Source organism: Bradyrhizobium sp. B039, from assembly GCF_038965675.1.
Taxonomy (GTDB): Bacteria; Pseudomonadota; Alphaproteobacteria; order Rhizobiales; family Xanthobacteraceae; genus Bradyrhizobium; species Bradyrhizobium diazoefficiens.
Map to the genome: position 1 here is coordinate 5,163,400 of NZ_CP152416.1, position 19,146 is coordinate 5,182,545.

The following is a 19,146-nucleotide window of genomic DNA, read 5'->3' on the forward strand; positions in this document are numbered from 1 at the left end:
CCAGACAGCCCAACGCGTTGTGGATGGTATCAGGCAACTCTCTGCCTACGAAAGAGCTTGCAACAAGTCGGCTCGTCGATTTGCCGGTAGAAAACAAGCGAGTCCGCTTCGGATCAAAAGCAGCGGTGGATGCCAAGTTCGATCGGCGTCCGGTTTGCCCCTGACAGCCGACATGACACGTGCTCAATCGACCTTCGGCTAAGGGCCAATTACAGACCTTGGCCGCGAACCGACGCGCAGATATCCTCCAGGTTGCAATCCGCTTCAGTCCCGATCCTCCTTAAACAAAGGATTTTGTCATGACAAATAGCGGAATTACCCGCCGCCGCGTGCTTCGCAGTGCTGCAGCCGGCAGTCTCGCGGCAGCAGCGGCCTCCGGCGTGATCGGTGCCGCCCGCGCCCAATCGGCGCGAAAGACCTTCGTCTTTGTCAGCGGGGCCTTTTGCGGCGGCTGGATATGGCGCCGGGTCACTGACCGGCTCGAACAGGGCGGCCACAAGGTGTTCGCTGAGTCACTCACAGGTTTGGCCGACCGCTCGCATTTGCTGAGTAAGGATGTCAATCTGGACACTCACATCGCCGACGTCGTCAACCTGATTAAATGGGAAAGTCTCGAGAACGTCTGTCTCGTGGCATGGTCCTATGCAGGCTTCGTATGCTCGGGCGCACTCGAAACCATCGGCGATAAAGTCTCATCGGTTGTATGGCTTGATGCTTACATTCCGGTCGACGGACAAAGGGTGGCGGACTTCGCAGCCGAGGGCGTTCGCAAAGCCATTCAAACGACCATGGACAAGGGCGAGGCAGGCGTTCGTGGATTAACCAAGATTACGACCGCCGCAATTGTTGCCGAACCCGATCGAGCATTCGCCGAAGCTAAAGCTACTCCGCATCCAGTCGGCACCTATCTCCAGCAGGTCAAGGTTTCCGGGGCGCTTCAAAAGGTAGCAAAGAAAACATACATCCGCCTCCCTAGATTTCCACAGCCGGCTTTCGACAAGGCTCTGGCAGACTGCAAGAGCGACAAGTCTTGGGCCACATTCGAACTGCCGGACGTGGGGCACATGGCCATGCTCGATGCACCAGAGCGCGTGAGCGAGTTGATACTGCAAGCCGCGTGAGTCCCCACGTCTCGGCGATATGCAGTATGTCCGCCTTGGGTCAAAAGCTGCCGTAGAGCACTGTATCGCGAAGGCTCCGCTAAGGGCCAGGAGCGGAATAACGCGCGGAAAAACAGCGGTGGCCTTACTCATCTGACTGAGATTGCAAACGGTCCTATTGCAAAAATCCAAAGACCGTGTGCCACTTCATTTCTCATCATCCACGCGCGGTATTTTTGTCCCTCATCGTTGAAGAAGTTCTTGTCCACCTGCCCCGAAAATTTACGGAAGAACGTTATGTCTTTGCGTTCAACGCCGGGAGCTAAGTTTCGCAGGGCGTGCATTCCAAGATAAATCTCAAGCCCGGCGAAGACCGCTACACCAAAGACCCAGAAATAGACCGCCATCCTGTCGGCTCCCTCTTCGGTCTAAATCTAAATGCTGGCCGTAGAACCGCTATCGGTCAGAATGCGAAACATTCGACCTGAGCAATCCCGGCTGCTAGCCTCCGTTGAGCAGACCTGTAAGCAGCAGGAAGCAACTTCGCGGGTGGATCAGCATCGCTACGCAACGGAACGCCCCTTCGGCAGTTCCCGCTGCGCAACGACCCGCACAGGTGGAAACACGACGCAATCCACGACGTCGAAATTGACTTGAATGCGCCGGTCGAACGACTGCGCAAACGCAATGGCGTCTTTGCTGTTTCTATCGGCGATGCGTGTGCCAAGTGTGCAATGGGGCGTCCACGCACCGGGCCGATAATGTGGCCGACATTGGGCCGGGTCGATGGCAGCGCTGATTGAAGCGTGCCACCTTCTGAGGGTCTCGCTCGGTTCGGGCTCAGCCCACAATACAAGTGGCGGGCCCGCGAACCACCTCAATCGCCTGAATGTGACGGGCAATTGTGTTTCGCCTGCGCTTGCAGACAGCATTGCTTTCCACGCCGTCTCTTCGTCAATCTCGGGCGCATCATAGATCGCGAATGTCAGATGTGGTCGGTACGCCAGAGTGCGCATCGACGGCCCGTCCTCCAACGCAGCAACTTGGTCCCATAGCTGTTCGATCTCGTCCGCGGAATCGTTATCGGCTCGTATATTGATTGCGACTGCCATCGAACGCCCTGCTCAAGCCGGTGAAGTCCGTCATCTTGGACCGCCCCTCGAAGATCCGCAACGGATCGCAAGCCGTCGATGATGACGAGGCGGGCCGACTTCCGCTTAGCCTCCAGAAGCTGGCTTTGATGATCACACGCCCTCTGGCCGAAAGCTCGTCACCTACGCCCCCATCGACGATTGCCTGTCGGGCAATACAGCCGCGCCGCGCGACCTCACGACGTGTCAAGCCCCGGCCCGAAAATATTCCACTTTACCGAAATTCGGATTTGTCGTACATGCGAAACACCCTGGCCTGAGACAAGGGGCGGATCGCGATCGTCACGAACCGCAGGCCGGGCAGCGATGGACGCGACGGCGTCGGGCGCGATTGGCATTGCAGGGCGGGACACCGTGAGCAATGGCTCTTGCGCATACGACCCGGCGCTGACAGCGTCTTCGCATGGCTTCGGGAGCGAGCACACGCCACCTCTCGGATTCCCAGCGAAGACGTGCGCGGACGGAGAAGTCGTGTGGTCCTGACGCCCGGGGTCTGTGCGTCAAGTCTTGCGGTGATGTTGCGGTCCGACCGGACGCGCGCATCAGCCATCCGTGAGGCGACGGGGGCAATAGTGCATCGCTCCCCGGGGAGAGCACGAAGGACACCGTTAAAACCATTCGCGCAGGGAAGGCCGGGCGATCCGGCGAGACCTGTAGTCCACCCCGTGTGCATTTTTTGTGGCGCACGGACTTGCGGGTGCCAGCCGGCGCCCGGCCTTCCCTGCGCCCTTGTCTCTACGAGGGCGCGCGAGAAGCAAAACTCGGGTGATATCCGCCGCGAGAAGGCGAACGCTCGCCCGCTGTTTGAAACGTGTATTGGCACGACGGCAAGTCTAGCCCCACTCTCACTGTCATCGCCCGCGAAGGCGGGCGATCCAGTACTCCGCGGCGGACATTGTGCGAACCCACTGGTGCCTCGGAGTACTGGATGCCCCGCCTTCGCGGGGCATGACACCTGTATTGTGACAACTACCGCATCATCATCTGCGCGATCGCTTCCCCGATCACCACCGTCGTGAAGTGGGTGTTGGCCCGGCAGTCCGACGGCATGATCGATGCATCGGCGACGCGCAAGCCCGCGATGCCCTTCACCGTGCCATCAGGGTTGACGACGCCATCGGCGTCGTTGACGCCGCTCATGCGGCAGCTGCCGGCAGCGTGCTGGATGTCGCCGGTCTCACGACGCAGCAGCGCGTCGAGTTCGTGATCCGGCAAGGCCGCGGCTTGCGGCAAGGTCAGATCCGTGTCGGTCAACCGGATCCAGTCGGCGATGCCGGAAAGCGCCGGCTGGGACGTAATCACCGCGAGCCGCTTCACCGCATCCATCATGCGCAGCATGTCCCGGGGATCGGCCAGCATGTTCTCCTCGACAACGGGATCGATACTGGGGTCGGTCGAGGCGAGCTTGAGCGTTCCGCGAGAATAGGCGTTGAACAGCCCGGCGCCGATCGCCCCGGGCACGCCGATGCCGCGGTGGTTGAACGCGATCAGGATCATGTCGCGCTTGCCGCCGTTGGCGAGGCCCGAGGAATAGGTCACGCAGCAATTGGTGTGGCGGGTGTCCGGATCGGTCGGCCGGAGATTTTCGCGGAGCTGGATCGTGGCGCGAAACAGCGGGTGGTCGAAGAAGTGGCGACCGACCGGCAGATCGCGCTCGACCGCAATCCCCATCGCCTTCAACTCTTCGGCCGGGCCGATGCCCGAGCGCAGCAGGATCGCCGGACTGTGGATCGCGCCGGCGCACAGCACGATCTGGCGCGCACCGATGTCGCTCGTGCCCTGCCCCTCGATGTGGACGCGGACGCCGGTCGCGCGGCCGTCACTGATCAGCACACGATCGACCAGCGCGTGACCGCGAATTTCCAGATTGGCACGGCCGCGCGCGGGCTCGAGATAGCCCTCATTGGTGGTGATGCGGCGGCCGTCGCGGCTGTTGATGGGATAGCAAGCAACGCCCTCGCCGTCCGGGCCGTTGACGTCGGCGCACCAGGGATAGCCGCTCGCCAGCGCCGCATCGCGCAAGCCGCGATCGATCGGGCCCCATTTCTCAGGTGGCGCGCGATAGACTGGCAGCGGGCCGCCGCGTCCATGTCCCTCGGTGTGGCCGAATTCCATGTCGTCCTCGATCACCGAGAACAGCGGCATCACCTCTTTCGCCGACCAGCCGGTGCAGCCATTGGCCGCCCATTCGTCGAAGGCGTCAGCAACGCCGCGGATCGCGATCTGGCCGTTCATCATCGACGAGCCGCCCAGCCCCTTGCCGCGCCAATAGAAGCGCGGCTCCTGCCCCGCCACGCGGCGCGTCAGCAGATCAGGCCACTGCCATTTTTCCTGGTACTCGCGCTTGTGGATGATCGGGATCGGATTGGGCGTCTTCACTTCCCACGGCGCTTCATCAGCGCGCCAGTCGAGACCCGCTTCGAGCAGCAGCACGCGCCTTGCGGGATCCTCGGAGAGCCGCGCCGCAACAGCGGCGCCGGCGGAGCCGCCGCCGACAACAATGACATCGTACATCGCGTTACTTCTCTACGTTCCAGAACACCGGGATGGCGGACGGTATCAGATTGCGCAGCATCGCGCGATAAAGCGCCGGCTGGGCGAACTGGCCCCATGGAATCCCGGGCGCCTGATCGTACATCACCGTCTGAATCTCGGCCGCGATTGTCTTGCGGTCCTCCTCGGCAGGCGCCTTGGCGAAGGCTTCCATGAGCGGCGTGATGCGCGCATCGCATTGCCAGCCCGTGAAGTCGGCGCAGTTGAACGCCACCATGACGTTGGTCAGCGGCGAGCCGAGATCGAAGCCGCCGGCGTGAACGCCATAGACGCTCCAGCCCTCCTTCTTGGCACGGCGCGCCAGCACGCTCGCCCAATCCATCACCTGGAGATCGACGTTGAAGCCGGCCTGCTTCAGCCGCTCGGCCAGCACCTGCGCCGAGACGCGTGGGGCTTCGAGGTCGTTGGCCTCCATGACGATCACGGGCTCGCCGGCATATTTCGTCGCCTTCAGCGCGGCGCGCGCCGCTTCGATCGACGGCTTTGCAGCGGCTTCCGTGCCGGCCTTGCTGTCATAGGTGGTGCCGCAGGTGAAGAAGGTCGCGCAGGGCGTGGCGTATTTGGCATCGAGGCCGAGCGCATCCAGCACTTCGCGCTGGTCGACCAGCTTCCACAGCACGCGCCGGATCGCCGGATCGTCGAACGGTTTCGACGCCGCGTTGAGGCGGTAGGCGCCGGCGAACATGTTGCCGCCGGTGAAATTGAGCAGTTTCACGCGGGAGTTCTTCTCCAGCGTCGGCAGCAGATCGAACGGCGCGTACTGCATGAAATCGACTTCGCCGGCCTGGAGCGCGGAAGCCGCGGTCGCTCCGTCCGGAATGACGCGGATCTCGAGCGAGTCGACATTGACGCGCTTGCCGCCGGCGAGGAAGTCGGCGGGCTCGGGGCGCGGCACATAGTCGGCGAACTTCTTCAGGATCATGCGGTCGCCGGTGCGGTGATCGGCCTTGCTGTAGACGAACGGGCCGGAGCCGACGATCTCGGTGATGCGCTGGTCGCCGGGCGTCTTGGCAATGCGCTCGGGCATCATGAAGGCGACCGGGCTGACGGGGTTGCCGAGCGCGTCGATGACGAGGCCGGACGGCTCTTTCAGCGTCAGCACGAACGTCTTGGCGTCCGTCGGCTCGAGCGAGGCCGTGATCGCGAAGATGCGGCGGCCGAGCGCACTGCGGGTACCCCAACGGCGCAGCGATGCGACGCAGTCGGCCGCCGTGACCGGCTGGCCGTCATGCCACTTCAAGCCGTCGCGCAGCGTGAAGCTGTAGGTCAAGCCATCGGGCGAGACCTTCCAGTCCTGCACCATCTGCGGTTTGATCTCGCCTTTGGAATCCTTCGCAAACAGCGTGTCGAACACCATGTAGCCGAACGTGCGCGAAATATAGGCCGTGGAGAAATGCGGATCGAGCGTGACGATCTCCGCCTCAAGCACCGCGACGAGATTGCCCGCTGCATGCGCGGGCCCGGCAACCAGCGCGAGGGCGAACAGCGCCGGAATGAATGACTTTGGCTTGAACATTGTTGCTTATTTGCCTTTTGACTTGTCGTTTGCAGTCGTCAAGAAAAAGCAATGTTCGTGCCCATACGGCGGCGTCACGTATGCGCTCGCGACTATCAGCCACGCGTTTGCGGGTGCGGAGAGCGACGCTGTCGTCTCTCGTCGTTGCGCAAGCAGCCTCCTTCCCGTCGTCCTGGCGAAAGCCAGGACCCATTACCCCAGGGAGAAGTGTTGAGCGCGGCTGGCAACCACGAGCCGTCGCAATAATTGCGGCCGGTGATAATGGGTCCTGGCTTTCGCCAGGACGACACTGAAAGCGTGGTTACGATGTTGCGTACCCCCCGAGACGGCGCAGGAGTCCGCCCCGTCCCCTACTCGATCCCCCGGCCGAACTTGTTCGATTTCGGGAAACCCTTCGGCGGCAGGCGGCCGGCATCGGCGCGGGTGCCCTGCCACTCCGCGAGCTCCTTCATGGTCGCGGAGAATTCGCGGCCCGCGGAGTCCTTCCAGGTCAGGCCGGCCTTGGCGTCGAACACGACGACGTCGGAGAGACCGCCGTCCTTGTATTTCTGCAAGCGGACGCCGCGGCCGCGGGCCATCTCCGGGATCTGGTCGAGCGGGAACACCAGCATCTTGCGGTTCTCGCCGATGACCGCGACGGTGTCGCCGACCACCTCGGTGACCGTGCGTGCCTCGTTCGGCATGTCGACGTTGAGGACCTGCTTGCCCTTCTTGGTGGTGCCGACGCAATCGTCCTCGTTGACGACAAAGCCCTGGCCCTCGTGGCTCGCGACCAGGAATTTGCGTCCACCCTTGTTGACGAACAGGGCGACGGGCGCCGCCTCCTGCTCGAGGTCGATGAACAGGCGGATCGGCTCGCCGTGACCGCGGCCGCCCGGAAGTTTCGCGACATCGAGCGAGTAGAACTTGCCGTTGGTGGCGAACAGCAGCAGCTTCGAGGTCGTCTCCGCGAAGAACGCGAAGCCGAGCCTGTCGTCCTGCTTGAAGGCAAGGCCCGAGAGATCCTCGACATGCCCCTTCATGGTGCGGATCCAGCCCTTGTCGGACACGACGACCGTCACCGGCTCGCGCTCGACGAAGGCCTCCTCGATCGCGGCGAGATCGTGCTCGGGCGCATCGGCAAAGGTGGTGCGGCGCTTGCCGAGCGGCGTCTTCGGTCCGAACATGTCGCGGACCTTGCCGACCTGCTCGCCGACCTTCTTCCACTGCTCGGCTTCCGAGGCGAGCACCGCATTGATGCCCTTGAGCTCGTTGCGGAGGTTCTTGTCCTCGGTGCGGATCTCCATTTCCTCGAGCTTGCGCAACGAGCGGAGCCGCATGTTGAGGATGGCTTCGGCCTGCACCTCGGTGAGCTTGAACGCCTTCATCAGCGCCGGCTTCGGCTCATCCTCGGTGCGGATGATCTTGATCACCTTGTCGATGTTCAGATAGGCGATCAGGAAGCCGCCGAGAACTTCCAGCCGATGCTCGATCTGCGCCTTGCGGTAGTTGCTGCGCCGGATCAGGACGTCGCGCAGATGGTCGAGCCATTCGCGCAGGCACTCCGCGAGCCCCACGACCTTGGGGATGCGGCCCTTGATCAGCACGTTGAGGTTCAGCGGAATCTTGTTTTCCAGCTCGGTCAGCCGGAACAGCGATTCCATCATCAGCGCCGGATCGACGTTCTTCGACTTCGGCTCGATCACGATGCGGACGTCTTCGGCCGACTCGTCCCTGACATCGCCGACCAGCGGCAGCTTCTTCTGATCCTGAAGCTCGGCGATCTTCTCGATCAGGCGCGACTTCTGCACCAGAAAGGGGATCTCGGTGACGACGACGACCCAGGTGCCGCGTGCGCCCTCTTCCTGCTCCCACCTGGCGCGGACGCGGAACGAGCCGCGGCCGGTGGTGTAGGCTTCGGCGATCGCCTGCTTGGAATCGACGCAGATGCCGCCGGTCGGAAAGTCCGGGCCCTTCACCCACTTCAGCAGCGCCTTGGATTTCGCGTCGGGCTTCTCGATCAGATGCAGCGCCGCGTCGCAGAGCTCGGCGGCATTGTGCGGCGGGATCGAGGTCGCCATGCCGACCGCGATGCCCTGCGCGCCGTTGGCGAGCAGGTTCGGGAAGCCGCCGGGCAGGACGATCGGCTCCTTCGACTGGCCGTCGTAATTGGGACGGAATTCAACGCCGTCCTCGTCGATGCCCTCGAGCAGAAGCCGCGCGACATCGGTCATGCGCGCTTCGGTGTAGCGGTAGGCGGCGGGGTTATCGCCGTCGATATTGCCGAAATTGCCCTGGCCGTCGACCAGCGGGTAGCGCGAGGAGAAATCCTGCGCGAGCCGCACCATGGCGTCGTAGATCGCCTGGTCGCCATGCGGATGGAACGAGCCCATCACGTCGCCGACGATCTTGGCGGATTTCTTGAAGGCCGTGCCGGGGTCGAGCCTGAGCAGGCGCATGCCGTAGAGGATGCGCCGGTGCACCGGCTTCAGGCCGTCGCGTGCGTCCGGCAGCGCACGGTGCATGATGGTGGAGAGCGCATAGGCGAGATAGCGCTCTTCCAGCGCCTCACGCAGCGGCACCTCATGGATTTCGGCCGGTTCCGGCGGAATCAATCGTTTTCCCATGCCGCCCGGTTAAACCGTGGAAGCGAATCGGGCAAGGATGGATTGGTTCCCTGTGGGCGGTTACTGCCCCGCCCAGCCGGCGGTCACGGTCTGGGTGGCCTGGCGATTTTGGGCCTGTGTCGTGGTCGGCGCGTTGGTCAAGCAGCGCCGGGCAGTCTCGATCTCTGCTTCCGTCGCGCCCTTGGACCGGGCCCATGCCTCTGCGGCTGCTGCCGAATATTTGGCTACATAGAACCTGACGACCGTGCAGGAGGCACGGCGAACCAGTCCTGTTTGCTCGCCTGCGAGGGCGTCCGGCGCCAGCGCAATCAGCGCTGCCGACACAATAAGTCCCTTGATCAGCATCAGGTTTATCCCCGGGTTGGAACCCCACGGGCCAATCCAGGAAACCCGATTTGGTTCCGGGACATGCCATCTGATCAGACAATACAGAGGCGCGCTGACGTCATGGCGCCGGGATCGCCGCCCTCGCCTGCTGCCGCGTCAAGGCATTGATGAAGCCGGCCCGCGCGTCGGAATGGACCTGCCCGCGCGGCTCCAGCACGTGGCGCAGCAGGAACAATCCGGTCAGCCGAAAACCGTCCTGAAGATCCTGGTCGGTGAGCTCGGTCGCGGTTTCGCCGTGGCGCAGGAACGGCGGCAGGCGCAGCAGCCGGTCGCGCCATGGCTCGCCCGCGCCGCGCGACACCGCGCCGCCGGATTTCGGCGAAACGTAGATAAGGTCCGTGGTCTCCCCGGTCACCGCGCAGTTGTCCAGCGCGAGCCCGAAGCCGAGCTCGGCGAGCATCGCCAGCTCGAAATGGATCACGTGTACGGCCGCGCTGCCGATGTCGTCGAAATCGTCGAGCGAATGTTCGAGCAGCCCGAATATCTCCTCGTGCGGATCGCGCTCGGGAAGGAGCCGCGCGATCGAGGCGAGATGGGTGACGCCGTAGACGCCGTGGGACGAGGCCAGCAGCGTGGCCGCACGCAGCTTCAGGCCCTCGACCGCGTAGGTGCCGAGATGCTCGTCGAGCCGCGCCCGCCACACAGCGCTAACGCTGTTGCCCGGTTGCAGCAAGGGCCGCATCCGCGAGCCGGCACCGCCGCGCACGAGACCGAGATGGCGGCCGTGCGCGCGCGTCAGCAGTTCGACGATGGCGCTGCTCTCGCCATGCCGCCGCACCCCCAGCACGATGCCTTCGTCGGTCCATTCCATTGAAGGAAGTCTAGCATTTTGAGCGACCGTCGGGTGGCCAAAGCGAAGCGCGCCCACCAATTTTGATCCACCGCGATCGTGGTGGGCACGGCGCGCAAGGGCGCACCTTTACCCACCCTACGGCACCGCGCAAAACCTCACGCGTTGAACCAGCCCTGCGCGTCGCCGCTGAAGGAGAAATACAGGCCCATCGTGGTCAGCACGCAGGAGACGATCTCGATGGCGCTGTCGAGCTCCATGCCCTTCTCGCCGATGATCTGGCCGAGCGAGATCACCGACAGCACCAGGGCTGCGGCCAGCACCCAGCGCGGCCAGTTCTTGCGCCAATGCGCAGCCAGCCAGACGAAATAGACCAGCAGCAGGATCATGCCGCCGGCGAGCAGGGTCGCCGTCATGATCATCTGCTCGGTCATCTCGGCATTGGGCGTGCGGTCCTGCACCGCGACCGACAGCGCATCCAGCATCAACGACGCATAGAGCAGCGCTTCGAAGCGCCGGACGTTCGTGGGCACGCTCATCGGATACCGATCTGTTCTTGCTTATTCTTTGGGAAATTCCAGGCCCATCTCGCGATAGCGATCGGGATCGTCGCCCCAGTTCTCGCGCACCTTGACGAACAGGAACAGGTGCACCGGCACGCCGAGGATCTCACTAATCTCCTTGCGCGAGTCCGCGCCGATCGACTTGATGGTGGCGCCGCCCTTGCCGAGCACGATCTTGCGCTGGCTTTCGCGCTCGACGAAGATCGTCTGCTCGATGCGCACCGACTTGTCCTTGCGCTCCTCCCACTTGTCGGTCTCGACCGTGGACTGGTAGGGCAATTCCTGGTGCAGCTTGCGATAGATCTTTTCGCGCGTGATCTCGGCCGCCAAGTGCCGCATCGGCGCGTCCGACATCTGGTCCTCGGGATAGAGGAACGGCCCCGGCGGCACCATCTCGGCAAGAGTCGAGCGGAGGTCGTCGACGCCGTCGCCGGTGATTGCCGCGATCATGAAGGTCTTGGCGAACGGCATGCGCTCGTTGGCCGCCTGCGCCAGCGCCAGCAGCTTCTCGCGCTGGACCAGGTCGACCTTGTTGATCACCAAGATCTTGTCGTGATTGACGCTTGCCGCCTTGGCGAGGATCGCCTCGGCCTCCTCGTCGATGCCGGTCTTGGCGTCCAGCAGCACGCAGACGAGATCGGCGTCATGCGCCCCGCTCCAGGCGGTCGAGACCATGGCGCGGTCGAGCCTGCGCTTCGGCGAGAAGATGCCGGGCGTGTCGACCAGGATGATCTGCGCGTTGTTCTCGATGACGATGCCGCGGATCAGCGCGCGCGTGGTCTGCACCTTGCGCGAGACGATCGTGACCTTGGCGCCGACCAGCGCGTTGACCAGCGTGGACTTGCCGACATTCGGTGCGCCAATGAGCGCAACGAAGCCGCAGCGCGTCGCGGCGGGCGCCTCGCCGCTTGCTTCAACCGTCATTGCCGCCGCCAACACCTTCACGTTCGATCATCACCGAGGCCGCCACCTTCTCTGCCGCGCGCTTGCTGCCGCCGATACCTTCCGCTGGCGCCAGTCCCGGCAGGTCCACCGCGACGCGGAACTGCGGATCGTGATGCGGGCCGGTGCGCTCGACCTCGCGGTAAACAGGCGTCGGCAGGCCCTTCCCCTGCGCCCATTCCTGCAGCACGGTCTTGGGATCGCGCAACGGACGCCGCGGCTTGTGCATGCGCTCGGTCCAGTTGCGCTTGACGAATTCGGCCGCCGCCGCATGGCCGCCGTCGAGGAAGATGGCGCCGATCACGGCTTCGCAGATGTCGCCGAGCACGCTCTTGCGCAGGCGGGCGTCGGCGCTGGGGCCGACCGAACCGAGCTTGATGTCGTCGAGCAGCCCGAGCGACTTGGCGACGTCGGCACAGCTCTCCTTGCGCACGAGTTCGGCAAGGCGCTTGGACAGCTCGCCTTCGTCGGCGTTCGGGAAGGCGTGGTAGAGCATGTCGGACACGACGAGCCCGAGCACGTGGTCGCCGAGGAATTCCAGCCGCTGATAGCTGTCGCCGCGCTTGCGCCCGGATTTCAGCGCCGAGACATGCGTGATCCCCTGCATCAGCAGGTTCGGGTCGGCGAAGCTGTGGCCGATGCGCGCCTCAAGCGCCGCGTTCGCATCCGTGCCCTTGGCCTTGCTGCTCCGCGCCCGCTTCTTCTTGGCAGGCGTCTTGGTCACAGCTTCGCCGTCAGGAGCGGCTTGCGCTTCGGTCGGCTGGGTCGTGATGTCCTTGGCTTCGTCTTTCATCGGACGATTTTGAAGAAGCGATTCCAGCGCACCGCCCACGGCCAGCGCCAGAACATCCAGGCATGCTCGCCTTCGGCGATGGAGAAGAAGATCATCTGGGCTCGGCCGATCAAATTCTCCTGCGGCACGTAGCCGACCTGGCCGAGGAAGCGGCTGTCGGTGGAATTGTCGCGATTGTCGCCCATCATGAAGAAATGGCCGGCCGGCACGGTGTAGACGTTGGTGGTGTCCATGTAGCCGTTGTCGGCGCAGTCCAGCGTCTCATAGGACACGCCGTTCGGCAGCGTTTCCTTCCAGCGCTTCACCCGGGAGATGCCGCCGCCTTCGGAGCCGCACGGATCCTCGCCGACATATTCGCTCATGCGCTGCCGCTCGACCGGGGTGTCGTTGATGTAGAGCAGCCCGTCCTTCATCTGGACGCGGTCGCCGGGAAGCCCGATCACGCGCTTGATGTAGTCGGTGGAATCGTCCTTCGGCAGGCGAAACACGACGATGTCGCCGCGGTTCGGGTCCGAGCCCCAGAGCCGCCCCGAGAACAGCGGCGGCGAGAACGGGATCGAGTAGTGGCTATAGCCGTAGGAATATTTCGAGACGAACAGATAGTCGCCGACCAGCAGCGTCGCCTTCATCGAGCCGGACGGGATGTTGAAGGGCTGGAACAGAAAGGTGCGGATCACGAGCGCGATCAGGAGAGCGTGGATCACGACCCGGATCGTTTCGCCGACGCCGCTTTCAGTTTTCGTTCCCGAAGTCACGCTCATTGCTCTCTCAATTCCGGCCGGCGGTCACAGAGCGCCCTCCTCCCGCGAACAGCCCATCGCTTCGCGGCCCAAGGAGATTGTCCTGATTCTGATAATGAGGGCCAATTCCGGCGTAAAGCCGAATTCGCCCAGCCTGATTTGCGTCCGCGGACTTTTAGACGGTTGTCGGAGGCCACGCAATCAAGGATCGCATCAAAACTGCATAAGATATTGATTCTTAACAAGAATTATAAAATGACCTGGGAACGGTCAGGACTTGGCCAGCGGAACGGCCGAAATGATGACGAAGGCCTGTGCGAGCGGCCAGTCGTCGGTGATCGACAGGTCGATCTGCGCCTCGAAGCCATCAGGCGTCAGGGCCTGGAGCCGGGCCAGAGCGCCGCCGGTCAGCTGCATGGTCGGCCGTCCGCCCGGCAGGTTGACCACCCCCATGTCGCGCCACCAGACGCCGCGCCTGATCCCGGTGCCGAGCGCCTTCGAGCAGGCCTCCTTGGCGGCAAAGCGCTTGGCGTAGGTCGCCACCACCATCTTCTCGTTCTTGGCGCGCCGCTCCGCCTTGGCCCGCTCGGCCGCGGTGAAGATGCGGTCGAGAAAGCGTTCGCCATGGCGCTCGATCACCTTGCCGACGCGGGTGATGTCGATCAGGTCGGAGCCGATGCCGATGATCATGCCCGGCTCCGGCCGCGGTCCATCGCCGCGCGCATGCTGCGCACCGTCTCGGCGAGACCGACGAACAGCGCTTCGCCGATCATGTAGTAGCCGATATTGAGCTCCATGATGTCGGGCAGAGCTGCGATCGTCTCCGCCGTCGCATAGTCGAGCCCGTGGCCGGCGTGAACCTCCAGCCCCGCGTCCTTCGCCAGCTTCGCACCCGCCACGATCCGCTTCCACTCTGCGTCGGCCTTCTCGGTGTGGCCGTCGACGACGGCATCGCACCAGGCGCCGGTGTGGATCTCGATCACAGGCGCGCGCAGCCGCGCCGCCATCTCGATCTGCGCGGGGTCCGCGGCGATGAACAGCGAGACGCGGATTCCGGCATCGTTCAGCCGGGCGATGTAGGGCGCGAGCGCATTGTGCTGGCCGACGACATCCAGTCCGCCCTCGGTCGTCACCTCCTGCCGGCGCTCCGGCACGAGGCACACCGCGTGCGGCCTGGTGGCGAGCGAGATGCGCATCATGTCGTCGGTCGCCGCCATCTCGAAATTGAGCGGCTTGGAGATCTCGGCCTTCAGCCGCGCCATGTCCTCGTCGCGGATATGGCGGCGATCCTCGCGCAGATGCGCGGTGATGCCGTCGGCGCCGGCCTCGATCGCCAGCAGGGCGGCGCGCACCGGATCGGGATTGCGGCCGCCGCGCGCGTTACGCAGGGTCGCGACATGGTCGACATTGACGCCGAGGCGGAGCGGAGAAGCGGGCATTGCAAGGCTCACAAATTCGAAGGACAGGCGAATACGAAAGACGCCTATCCATTAACACGTTCGACGCGGGCGACGACCGCCTTCGCGCGCAACTGGGCCAGGATCGCGCTCAGGTGCTTCAGGTCGTAGACTTCGAGATCGATCGTCGTCTCCGTGAAGTCCGGAGAGCGGCGCTGCATGCTGATGTTGTCGATGTTGCCGTCGTGCTCGGCGATCACGGTCGCGATCTGCGCGAGCGCGCCGGGCTCGTTGACGTTCTCGACCCTGATGCGGGCCGGGAAGCGCTGCGGCGCGGTGTCCTCGATGTCCCAGCGCACGTCGAGCCAGCGCTCGGGCTCCTCCTCGAAATCCTTCAGCGCCGGCGCCTGGATCGGGTAGATGGTGATGCCCTCGCCCGGCGTGACGATGCCGACGATGCGGTCGCCGGGTACCGCGCCGCCGTTCGGCGCGAACTTCACCGGCAGGTCGGAATTGATGCCGCGGATCGGGATCGCGACCGGGGTTCGCGGCGGCTCGGAGACCACCTTCTCCTTGAGCTTGGCGGCGAGCCCCTTCTTGATGCCGTAGCGGGCGACGCGCTCCTCCTTGTAGTCGGGATACATCGCTCGCGCGACGTGGGAGGCCTTGATCTCGCCGCGCCCCACAGCCGCCATGACGTCCTCGATCGAGGTGCGCGCAAGCCGCGGCAGCGCACCCTTGAGCTTGTCGTCGGCGTATTCGATCTTGGCGCGCTCGAACAGGCGCTCGACGATGCGCCGGCCGAGACCGACATATTGGTCGCGCACGGCGGTGCGCGTGGCGCGGCGGATCGCGGCGCGCGCCTTGCCGGTGACCGCGAGCGTCTCCCAGGCGGACGGCGGCGCCGATTGCGCCTCCGAGGTCAGCACCTCGACCTCGTCGCCGTTCTGGAGCTCCGAGGACAGCGGCGAAAACTTGCCGTTGATCTTGCAGCCCACCGCGCTGTTGCCGACGTCGGTATGCACCGCATAGGCAAAGTCGATGACGTTGGCGTGGCGCGGCAGCGCGATCAGCTTGCCCTTCGGGGTGAAGCAGAACACCTGGTCGTGGAACAGCTCGAGCTTGGTGTGCTCGAGGAATTCCTCGGGGTTGGCACTCTCCGAGAGGATTCCGACGGTGTGCCGCAGCCAGGCGAACGCGTTGGATTCGCGCTTGAGGAATTCGGTCGGCGAGCCCGCGCCTTCCTTGTAGAACACGTGCGCGGCGATACCGCGCTCGGCGATCTGGTCCATCGCCTCGGTACGGATCTGGAGCTCGGCGCGCTGGTTGCCCGGACCGATCACGGTGGTGTGGATCGAGCGGTAGTCGTTCTGCTTCGGCGTCGAGATGTAGTCCTTGAAACGCCCCGGCACGACCGGCCAGGTGGTGTGGACGATGCCGAGCGCGCGGTAGCAGGCCTCGATGTCGTTCACGACGACGCGGAAGCCGAAGATGTCGGACAATTGCTCGAAGCCGACCGATTTGCGCTCCATCTTGGTCCAGATCGAGAACGGCTTCTTGCGGCGGCCATAAACCCGCGCGCCAAGGCCGCGGTGGCGCAGATTGTTGGAGAGCTGGGCCTCGATCTCGCCGATCAGATTGCGGTTGCGCTCGGCGAGCGCGTCGAGCCGCTGCATCACCACCGAATAGGCCTCGGGGTCGAGCGTGCGGAAGGACAGGTCCTCCAGCTCCTCGCGCATTTCCTGCATGCCCATGCGGCCCGCGAGCGGCGCGTAGATGTCGAGGGTCTCCTCGGCAATGCGCCTGCGCGATTCCGGCGGCACGAATTCCAGCGTGCGCATGTTGTGCAGGCGGTCGGCGAGCTTCACCAGGAGAACGCGAACATCGTCGGCAATCGCCAGCAACAATTTGCGCAGGTTCTCGGCCTGCTTGGCCTCGCGCGACACCAGCTCCAGCCGCTTCAGCTTGGTCAGGCCCTCGACCAGCGCGCCGATCTCGGGTCCGAAGATCTGGTCGATCTCGGCCCGCGTCGCTTCGGTGTCCTCGATCGTGTCGTGCAGCAGCGCGGCCACGATGGTGGCGTCGTCGAGCTTCAGGTCGGTGAGAATCGCCGCCACTTCGAGCGGATGCGAGAAATACGGATCGCCCGAGGCCCGCGTCTGCGAGCCGTGCGCCTTCATGGCGTAGACATAGGCGCGGTTCAGCAGATCTTCGTTGGTGTTGGGATTGTAGGACCTGACGCGCTCGACGAGGTCATATTGACGCATCATGCGCGCACGCGGCTTGGCCGGGCGCGCCACCGGCGCAGTCGGGGCCACGGCAACCGATTCGGTTGCGGCCTGCATCTGCGTTAGTCTGCGGCGTCGATACACCATGCCGTCCTGCCTTCAAACGGACCTCAAGACGCCCGTTGTATACATCTTAGCTCCGATCCGACGCGCGTCCGATCAATTCGGTGACAGGTGCGCAGCACGAACCGGCAACACTATGGTAACCACGAAAACGCCAACAAAAGCAAAGGCCCGAACGCAGGTTCGGGCCTTTGATAAGATCACAAGAATTCGACGATTGCGACGGGACGATCTACTCGTCTTCCTCGGGCTGCTCTTCCGGCGGCGCGAGGCCTTCGAGGCCCTTCAGGAGCTCCTCTTCGGTCATGCGCTCAACGGCAACTTCGGTATCGTCCGCATCGACGCTGGCGCCGGCGGAACCGATCAGCGGCACCGTGTCGGGCTCGGGCTCGTCGACCTCGACGAACTTCTGGAGCGAGTGCACCAGCTCCTCGCGGAGGTCCTCCGGCGAGATGGTCGTGTCGGCAATTTCACGCAAAGACACAACAGGGTTCTTGTCGTTATCGCGGTCAACCGTTAGTTGTGAACCCGACGAAATCATGCGGGCACGGTGGGCGGCCAGCAGGACCAGGTCAAACCGGTTATCGACCTTGTCGATGCAATCTTCTACGGTGACGCGAGCCATGGACTGTCGCTCCGTTGTGGGTGGGACGAAATATGTGGATGATTGGGGCTAGTTATAGGGGCCAAGACAATTTCGCAAGGCCAATTTGTGATTTGGCCTCGCCAAATGGCTCTGCTACCCCCACATTGGGGCTGGGATGGGCGATTTCCAGGGCTGCCACCGAGGGCGGCCCCGGGTGTTTGAGAGTTCGCCATAACTATACCTTGATTGCCCCGACTTCTCCGGATTTGCGGTTTCGACGGGTTTCGGCGGCACTCTAGAACTGCGCGGCCTGCTGCCGCGCCAACAATAAACGATCAATCACGAGCACTTCGCGAGCAAACTGAATGTCACCTTCTCCTACCAACAAGATCGCGCTCTTCATCGACGGGGCCAATCTCTACGCGACGGCGAAAACACTGGGCTTCGACATCGACTACAAGCGCCTGCTGAAGGAGTTTCAGAGCCGCGGGACGCTGTTGCGGGCTTTCTACTACACCGCCATCATCGAGGATCAGGAGTACTCCTCGATCCGCCCGCTGATCGACTGGCTGGACTACAACGGCTACACCGTCGTCACCAAGGCGACCAAGGAGTTCATCGACGCCTCCGGCCGCCGCAAGGTCAAGGGCAACATGGACATCGAGCTCGCCGTGGACGCGATGGAGCTCGCCGAGCACATCGACCAGATGGTGCTGTTCTCCGGTGACGGCGACTTCCGCTCCCTGGTCGAGGCCGTCCAGCGCCGCGGCGTGCGGGTCACGGTGGTCTCGACCATCGCCAGCCAGCCGCCGATGATCGCCGACGAGCTGCGCCGCCAGGCCGACGTCTTCACCGACCTCGTCGAGCTGCAATCCAAGCTCGGCCGCGACCCGTCCGAACGCCCCGCCCCGCGCGATCGTGGCGAGCGCGAGGCCCGCCACCACGCCCCGCAATTCCTCCAGCGCGCGACCACGATGGCGCCGAGGGGCGATGACGACTTTGAGGAGTGAGGCGGCCCGGTCAGGCCGCCAGCCCCCCACCCTCGTCCCCGACCGTGACTGTCCGCTCTGTCCGCGCCTGGTCGCCTTTCGCGAGGCGAATCGCGCGCGCGAGCCGTCGTGGCATAACGCCCCGGTCGCCCCCTTCGGGGACGTCAAGGCGCGTCTCCTGATCGTCGGCCTCGCGCCGGGTATGCAGGGCGCCAACCGCACCGGCCGTCCCTTCACCGGCGACTATGCCGGCGACCTGCTCTACGCCACGCTGCTAGAATACGGCTTTGCCAAGGGCGCCTATCAGGCGCGGCCCGATGACGGGCTGAAGCTGGTCGACTGCCGCATCGCCAATGCGGTGCATTGCGTTCCGCCGCAGAACAAGCCGCTGCCCGCCGAGATCAACACCTGCCGTCAGTTTCTCGCGGCGAATCTGGCGACGATGCCGAACCTGCGCGCGATCGTCGCGCTCGGGCGGATTGCGCACGACACCGTGCTCAAGCCGCTGAATCTGAAGGGCTCGCAAGCCCCTTTCGGCCACGGCGCGGTGCACCAGGCCGGCGCGTTCAGGCTCTACGACAGCTATCACTGCTCGCGTTACAACACGAACACCGGCGTGCTGACGCCGGACATGTTCCGGTCCGTGTTCGCGAAGGTGAAGGCCGACCTCGACTAGCCCTTG

The 19,146-nt window shown here is 64.2% G+C and carries 18 protein-coding genes; 3 read left to right on the forward strand and 15 right to left on the reverse strand.

What is annotated here, in order from left to right:
* Nucleotides 1-299: 299 nt before the first annotated feature.
* Nucleotides 300-1,121 (forward strand): alpha/beta fold hydrolase, encoded by an 822-nt coding sequence (locus tag AAFG50_RS24170; protein ID WP_049832399.1) that lies wholly within the window; start codon nt 300-302, stop codon nt 1,119-1,121.
* 128 nt (nt 1,122-1,249) lie between these two features.
* Here the strand turns inward: AAFG50_RS24170 and AAFG50_RS24175 are convergent, their stop codons facing one another.
* The 15 genes from AAFG50_RS24175 to rpoZ form a co-directional block, all read right to left on the reverse strand.
* A complete protein-coding gene (locus AAFG50_RS24175; RefSeq protein ID WP_028171614.1) occupies nt 1,250-1,507 on the reverse strand; it encodes a hypothetical protein in 258 nt (85 codons plus the stop codon).
* A 156-nt stretch (nt 1,508-1,663) separates the two neighbouring features.
* Complete coding sequence (locus AAFG50_RS24180) at nt 1,664-2,212, reverse strand: 2'-5' RNA ligase family protein (protein ID WP_028171613.1); 549 nt, start codon at nt 2,210-2,212, stop codon at nt 1,664-1,666.
* A 1,008-nt stretch (nt 2,213-3,220) separates the two neighbouring features.
* On the reverse strand, nt 3,221-4,765 hold the full coding sequence (locus tag AAFG50_RS24185) for a GMC family oxidoreductase N-terminal domain-containing protein (RefSeq protein WP_028171612.1): 1,545 nt from the start codon (nt 4,763-4,765) through the stop codon (nt 3,221-3,223).
* Between the two features lie 4 nt (nt 4,766-4,769).
* On the reverse strand, nt 4,770-6,320 hold the full coding sequence (locus tag AAFG50_RS24190; protein WP_028171611.1) for an ABC transporter substrate-binding protein: 1,551 nt from the start codon (nt 6,318-6,320) through the stop codon (nt 4,770-4,772).
* A gap of 350 nt (nt 6,321-6,670) precedes the next feature.
* Nucleotides 6,671-8,926, reverse strand: a complete 2,256-nt coding sequence (gene parC, locus AAFG50_RS24195) for a DNA topoisomerase IV subunit A (RefSeq protein ID WP_011087818.1) — start codon at nt 8,924-8,926, stop codon at nt 6,671-6,673.
* A gap of 60 nt (nt 8,927-8,986) precedes the next feature.
* Nucleotides 8,987-9,271: a hypothetical protein gene (locus tag AAFG50_RS24200; protein ID WP_028171610.1), complete on the reverse strand. Its 285-nt coding sequence runs from the start codon at nt 9,269-9,271 to the stop codon at nt 8,987-8,989.
* Nucleotides 9,272-9,371: 100 nt separating this feature from the next.
* Nucleotides 9,372-10,124 (reverse strand): DNA repair protein RecO, encoded by a 753-nt coding sequence (recO, locus tag AAFG50_RS24205; RefSeq protein ID WP_011087819.1) that lies wholly within the window; start codon nt 10,122-10,124, stop codon nt 9,372-9,374.
* 137 nt (nt 10,125-10,261) lie between these two features.
* Nucleotides 10,262-10,642, reverse strand: a complete 381-nt coding sequence (locus AAFG50_RS24210) for a hypothetical protein (RefSeq protein WP_011087820.1) — start codon at nt 10,640-10,642, stop codon at nt 10,262-10,264.
* 21 nt (nt 10,643-10,663) lie between these two features.
* A complete protein-coding gene (gene era / locus AAFG50_RS24215) occupies nt 10,664-11,590 on the reverse strand; it encodes a GTPase Era (protein WP_028171609.1) in 927 nt (308 codons plus the stop codon).
* Nucleotides 11,580-12,401, reverse strand: a complete 822-nt coding sequence (rnc, locus tag AAFG50_RS24220; RefSeq protein WP_011087822.1) for a ribonuclease III — start codon at nt 12,399-12,401, stop codon at nt 11,580-11,582. The genes era and rnc overlap by 11 nt, the downstream gene beginning before the upstream one ends.
* The gene (gene lepB / locus AAFG50_RS24225; RefSeq protein ID WP_011087823.1) at nt 12,398-13,162 is read right to left on the reverse strand and encodes a signal peptidase I; all 765 of its coding nucleotides are present in this window, start codon (nt 13,160-13,162) and stop codon (nt 12,398-12,400) included. Before lepB ends, rnc begins: the two co-directional genes overlap by 4 nt.
* Before the next feature lie 249 nt (nt 13,163-13,411).
* A complete protein-coding gene (acpS, locus tag AAFG50_RS24230; protein ID WP_028171608.1) occupies nt 13,412-13,831 on the reverse strand; it encodes a holo-ACP synthase in 420 nt (139 codons plus the stop codon).
* Complete coding sequence (locus tag AAFG50_RS24235) at nt 13,828-14,580, reverse strand: pyridoxine 5'-phosphate synthase (RefSeq protein WP_011087825.1); 753 nt, start codon at nt 14,578-14,580, stop codon at nt 13,828-13,830. Before AAFG50_RS24235 ends, acpS begins: the two co-directional genes overlap by 4 nt.
* A gap of 44 nt (nt 14,581-14,624) precedes the next feature.
* A complete protein-coding gene (locus tag AAFG50_RS24240) occupies nt 14,625-16,913 on the reverse strand; it encodes a bifunctional (p)ppGpp synthetase/guanosine-3',5'-bis(diphosphate) 3'-pyrophosphohydrolase (RefSeq protein WP_271612323.1) in 2,289 nt (762 codons plus the stop codon).
* Nucleotides 16,914-17,121: 208 nt separating this feature from the next.
* Entirely contained in the window at nt 17,122-17,514 is a 393-nt protein-coding gene (rpoZ, locus tag AAFG50_RS24245) for a DNA-directed RNA polymerase subunit omega (RefSeq protein WP_008133017.1), read from the reverse strand.
* Between the two features lie 326 nt (nt 17,515-17,840).
* Between rpoZ and AAFG50_RS24250 the strand changes: the two genes are divergently transcribed.
* Both AAFG50_RS24250 and AAFG50_RS24255 read left to right on the forward strand, forming a co-directional pair.
* Nucleotides 17,841-18,485, forward strand: coding sequence for an NYN domain-containing protein (locus AAFG50_RS24250; protein WP_011087827.1), 645 nt, complete (start codon nt 17,841-17,843; stop codon nt 18,483-18,485).
* Entirely contained in the window at nt 18,466-19,140 is a 675-nt protein-coding gene (locus tag AAFG50_RS24255) for a uracil-DNA glycosylase (protein ID WP_028171606.1), read from the forward strand. Before AAFG50_RS24250 ends, AAFG50_RS24255 begins: the two co-directional genes overlap by 20 nt.
* Nucleotides 19,141-19,146 lie beyond the last annotated feature (6 nt).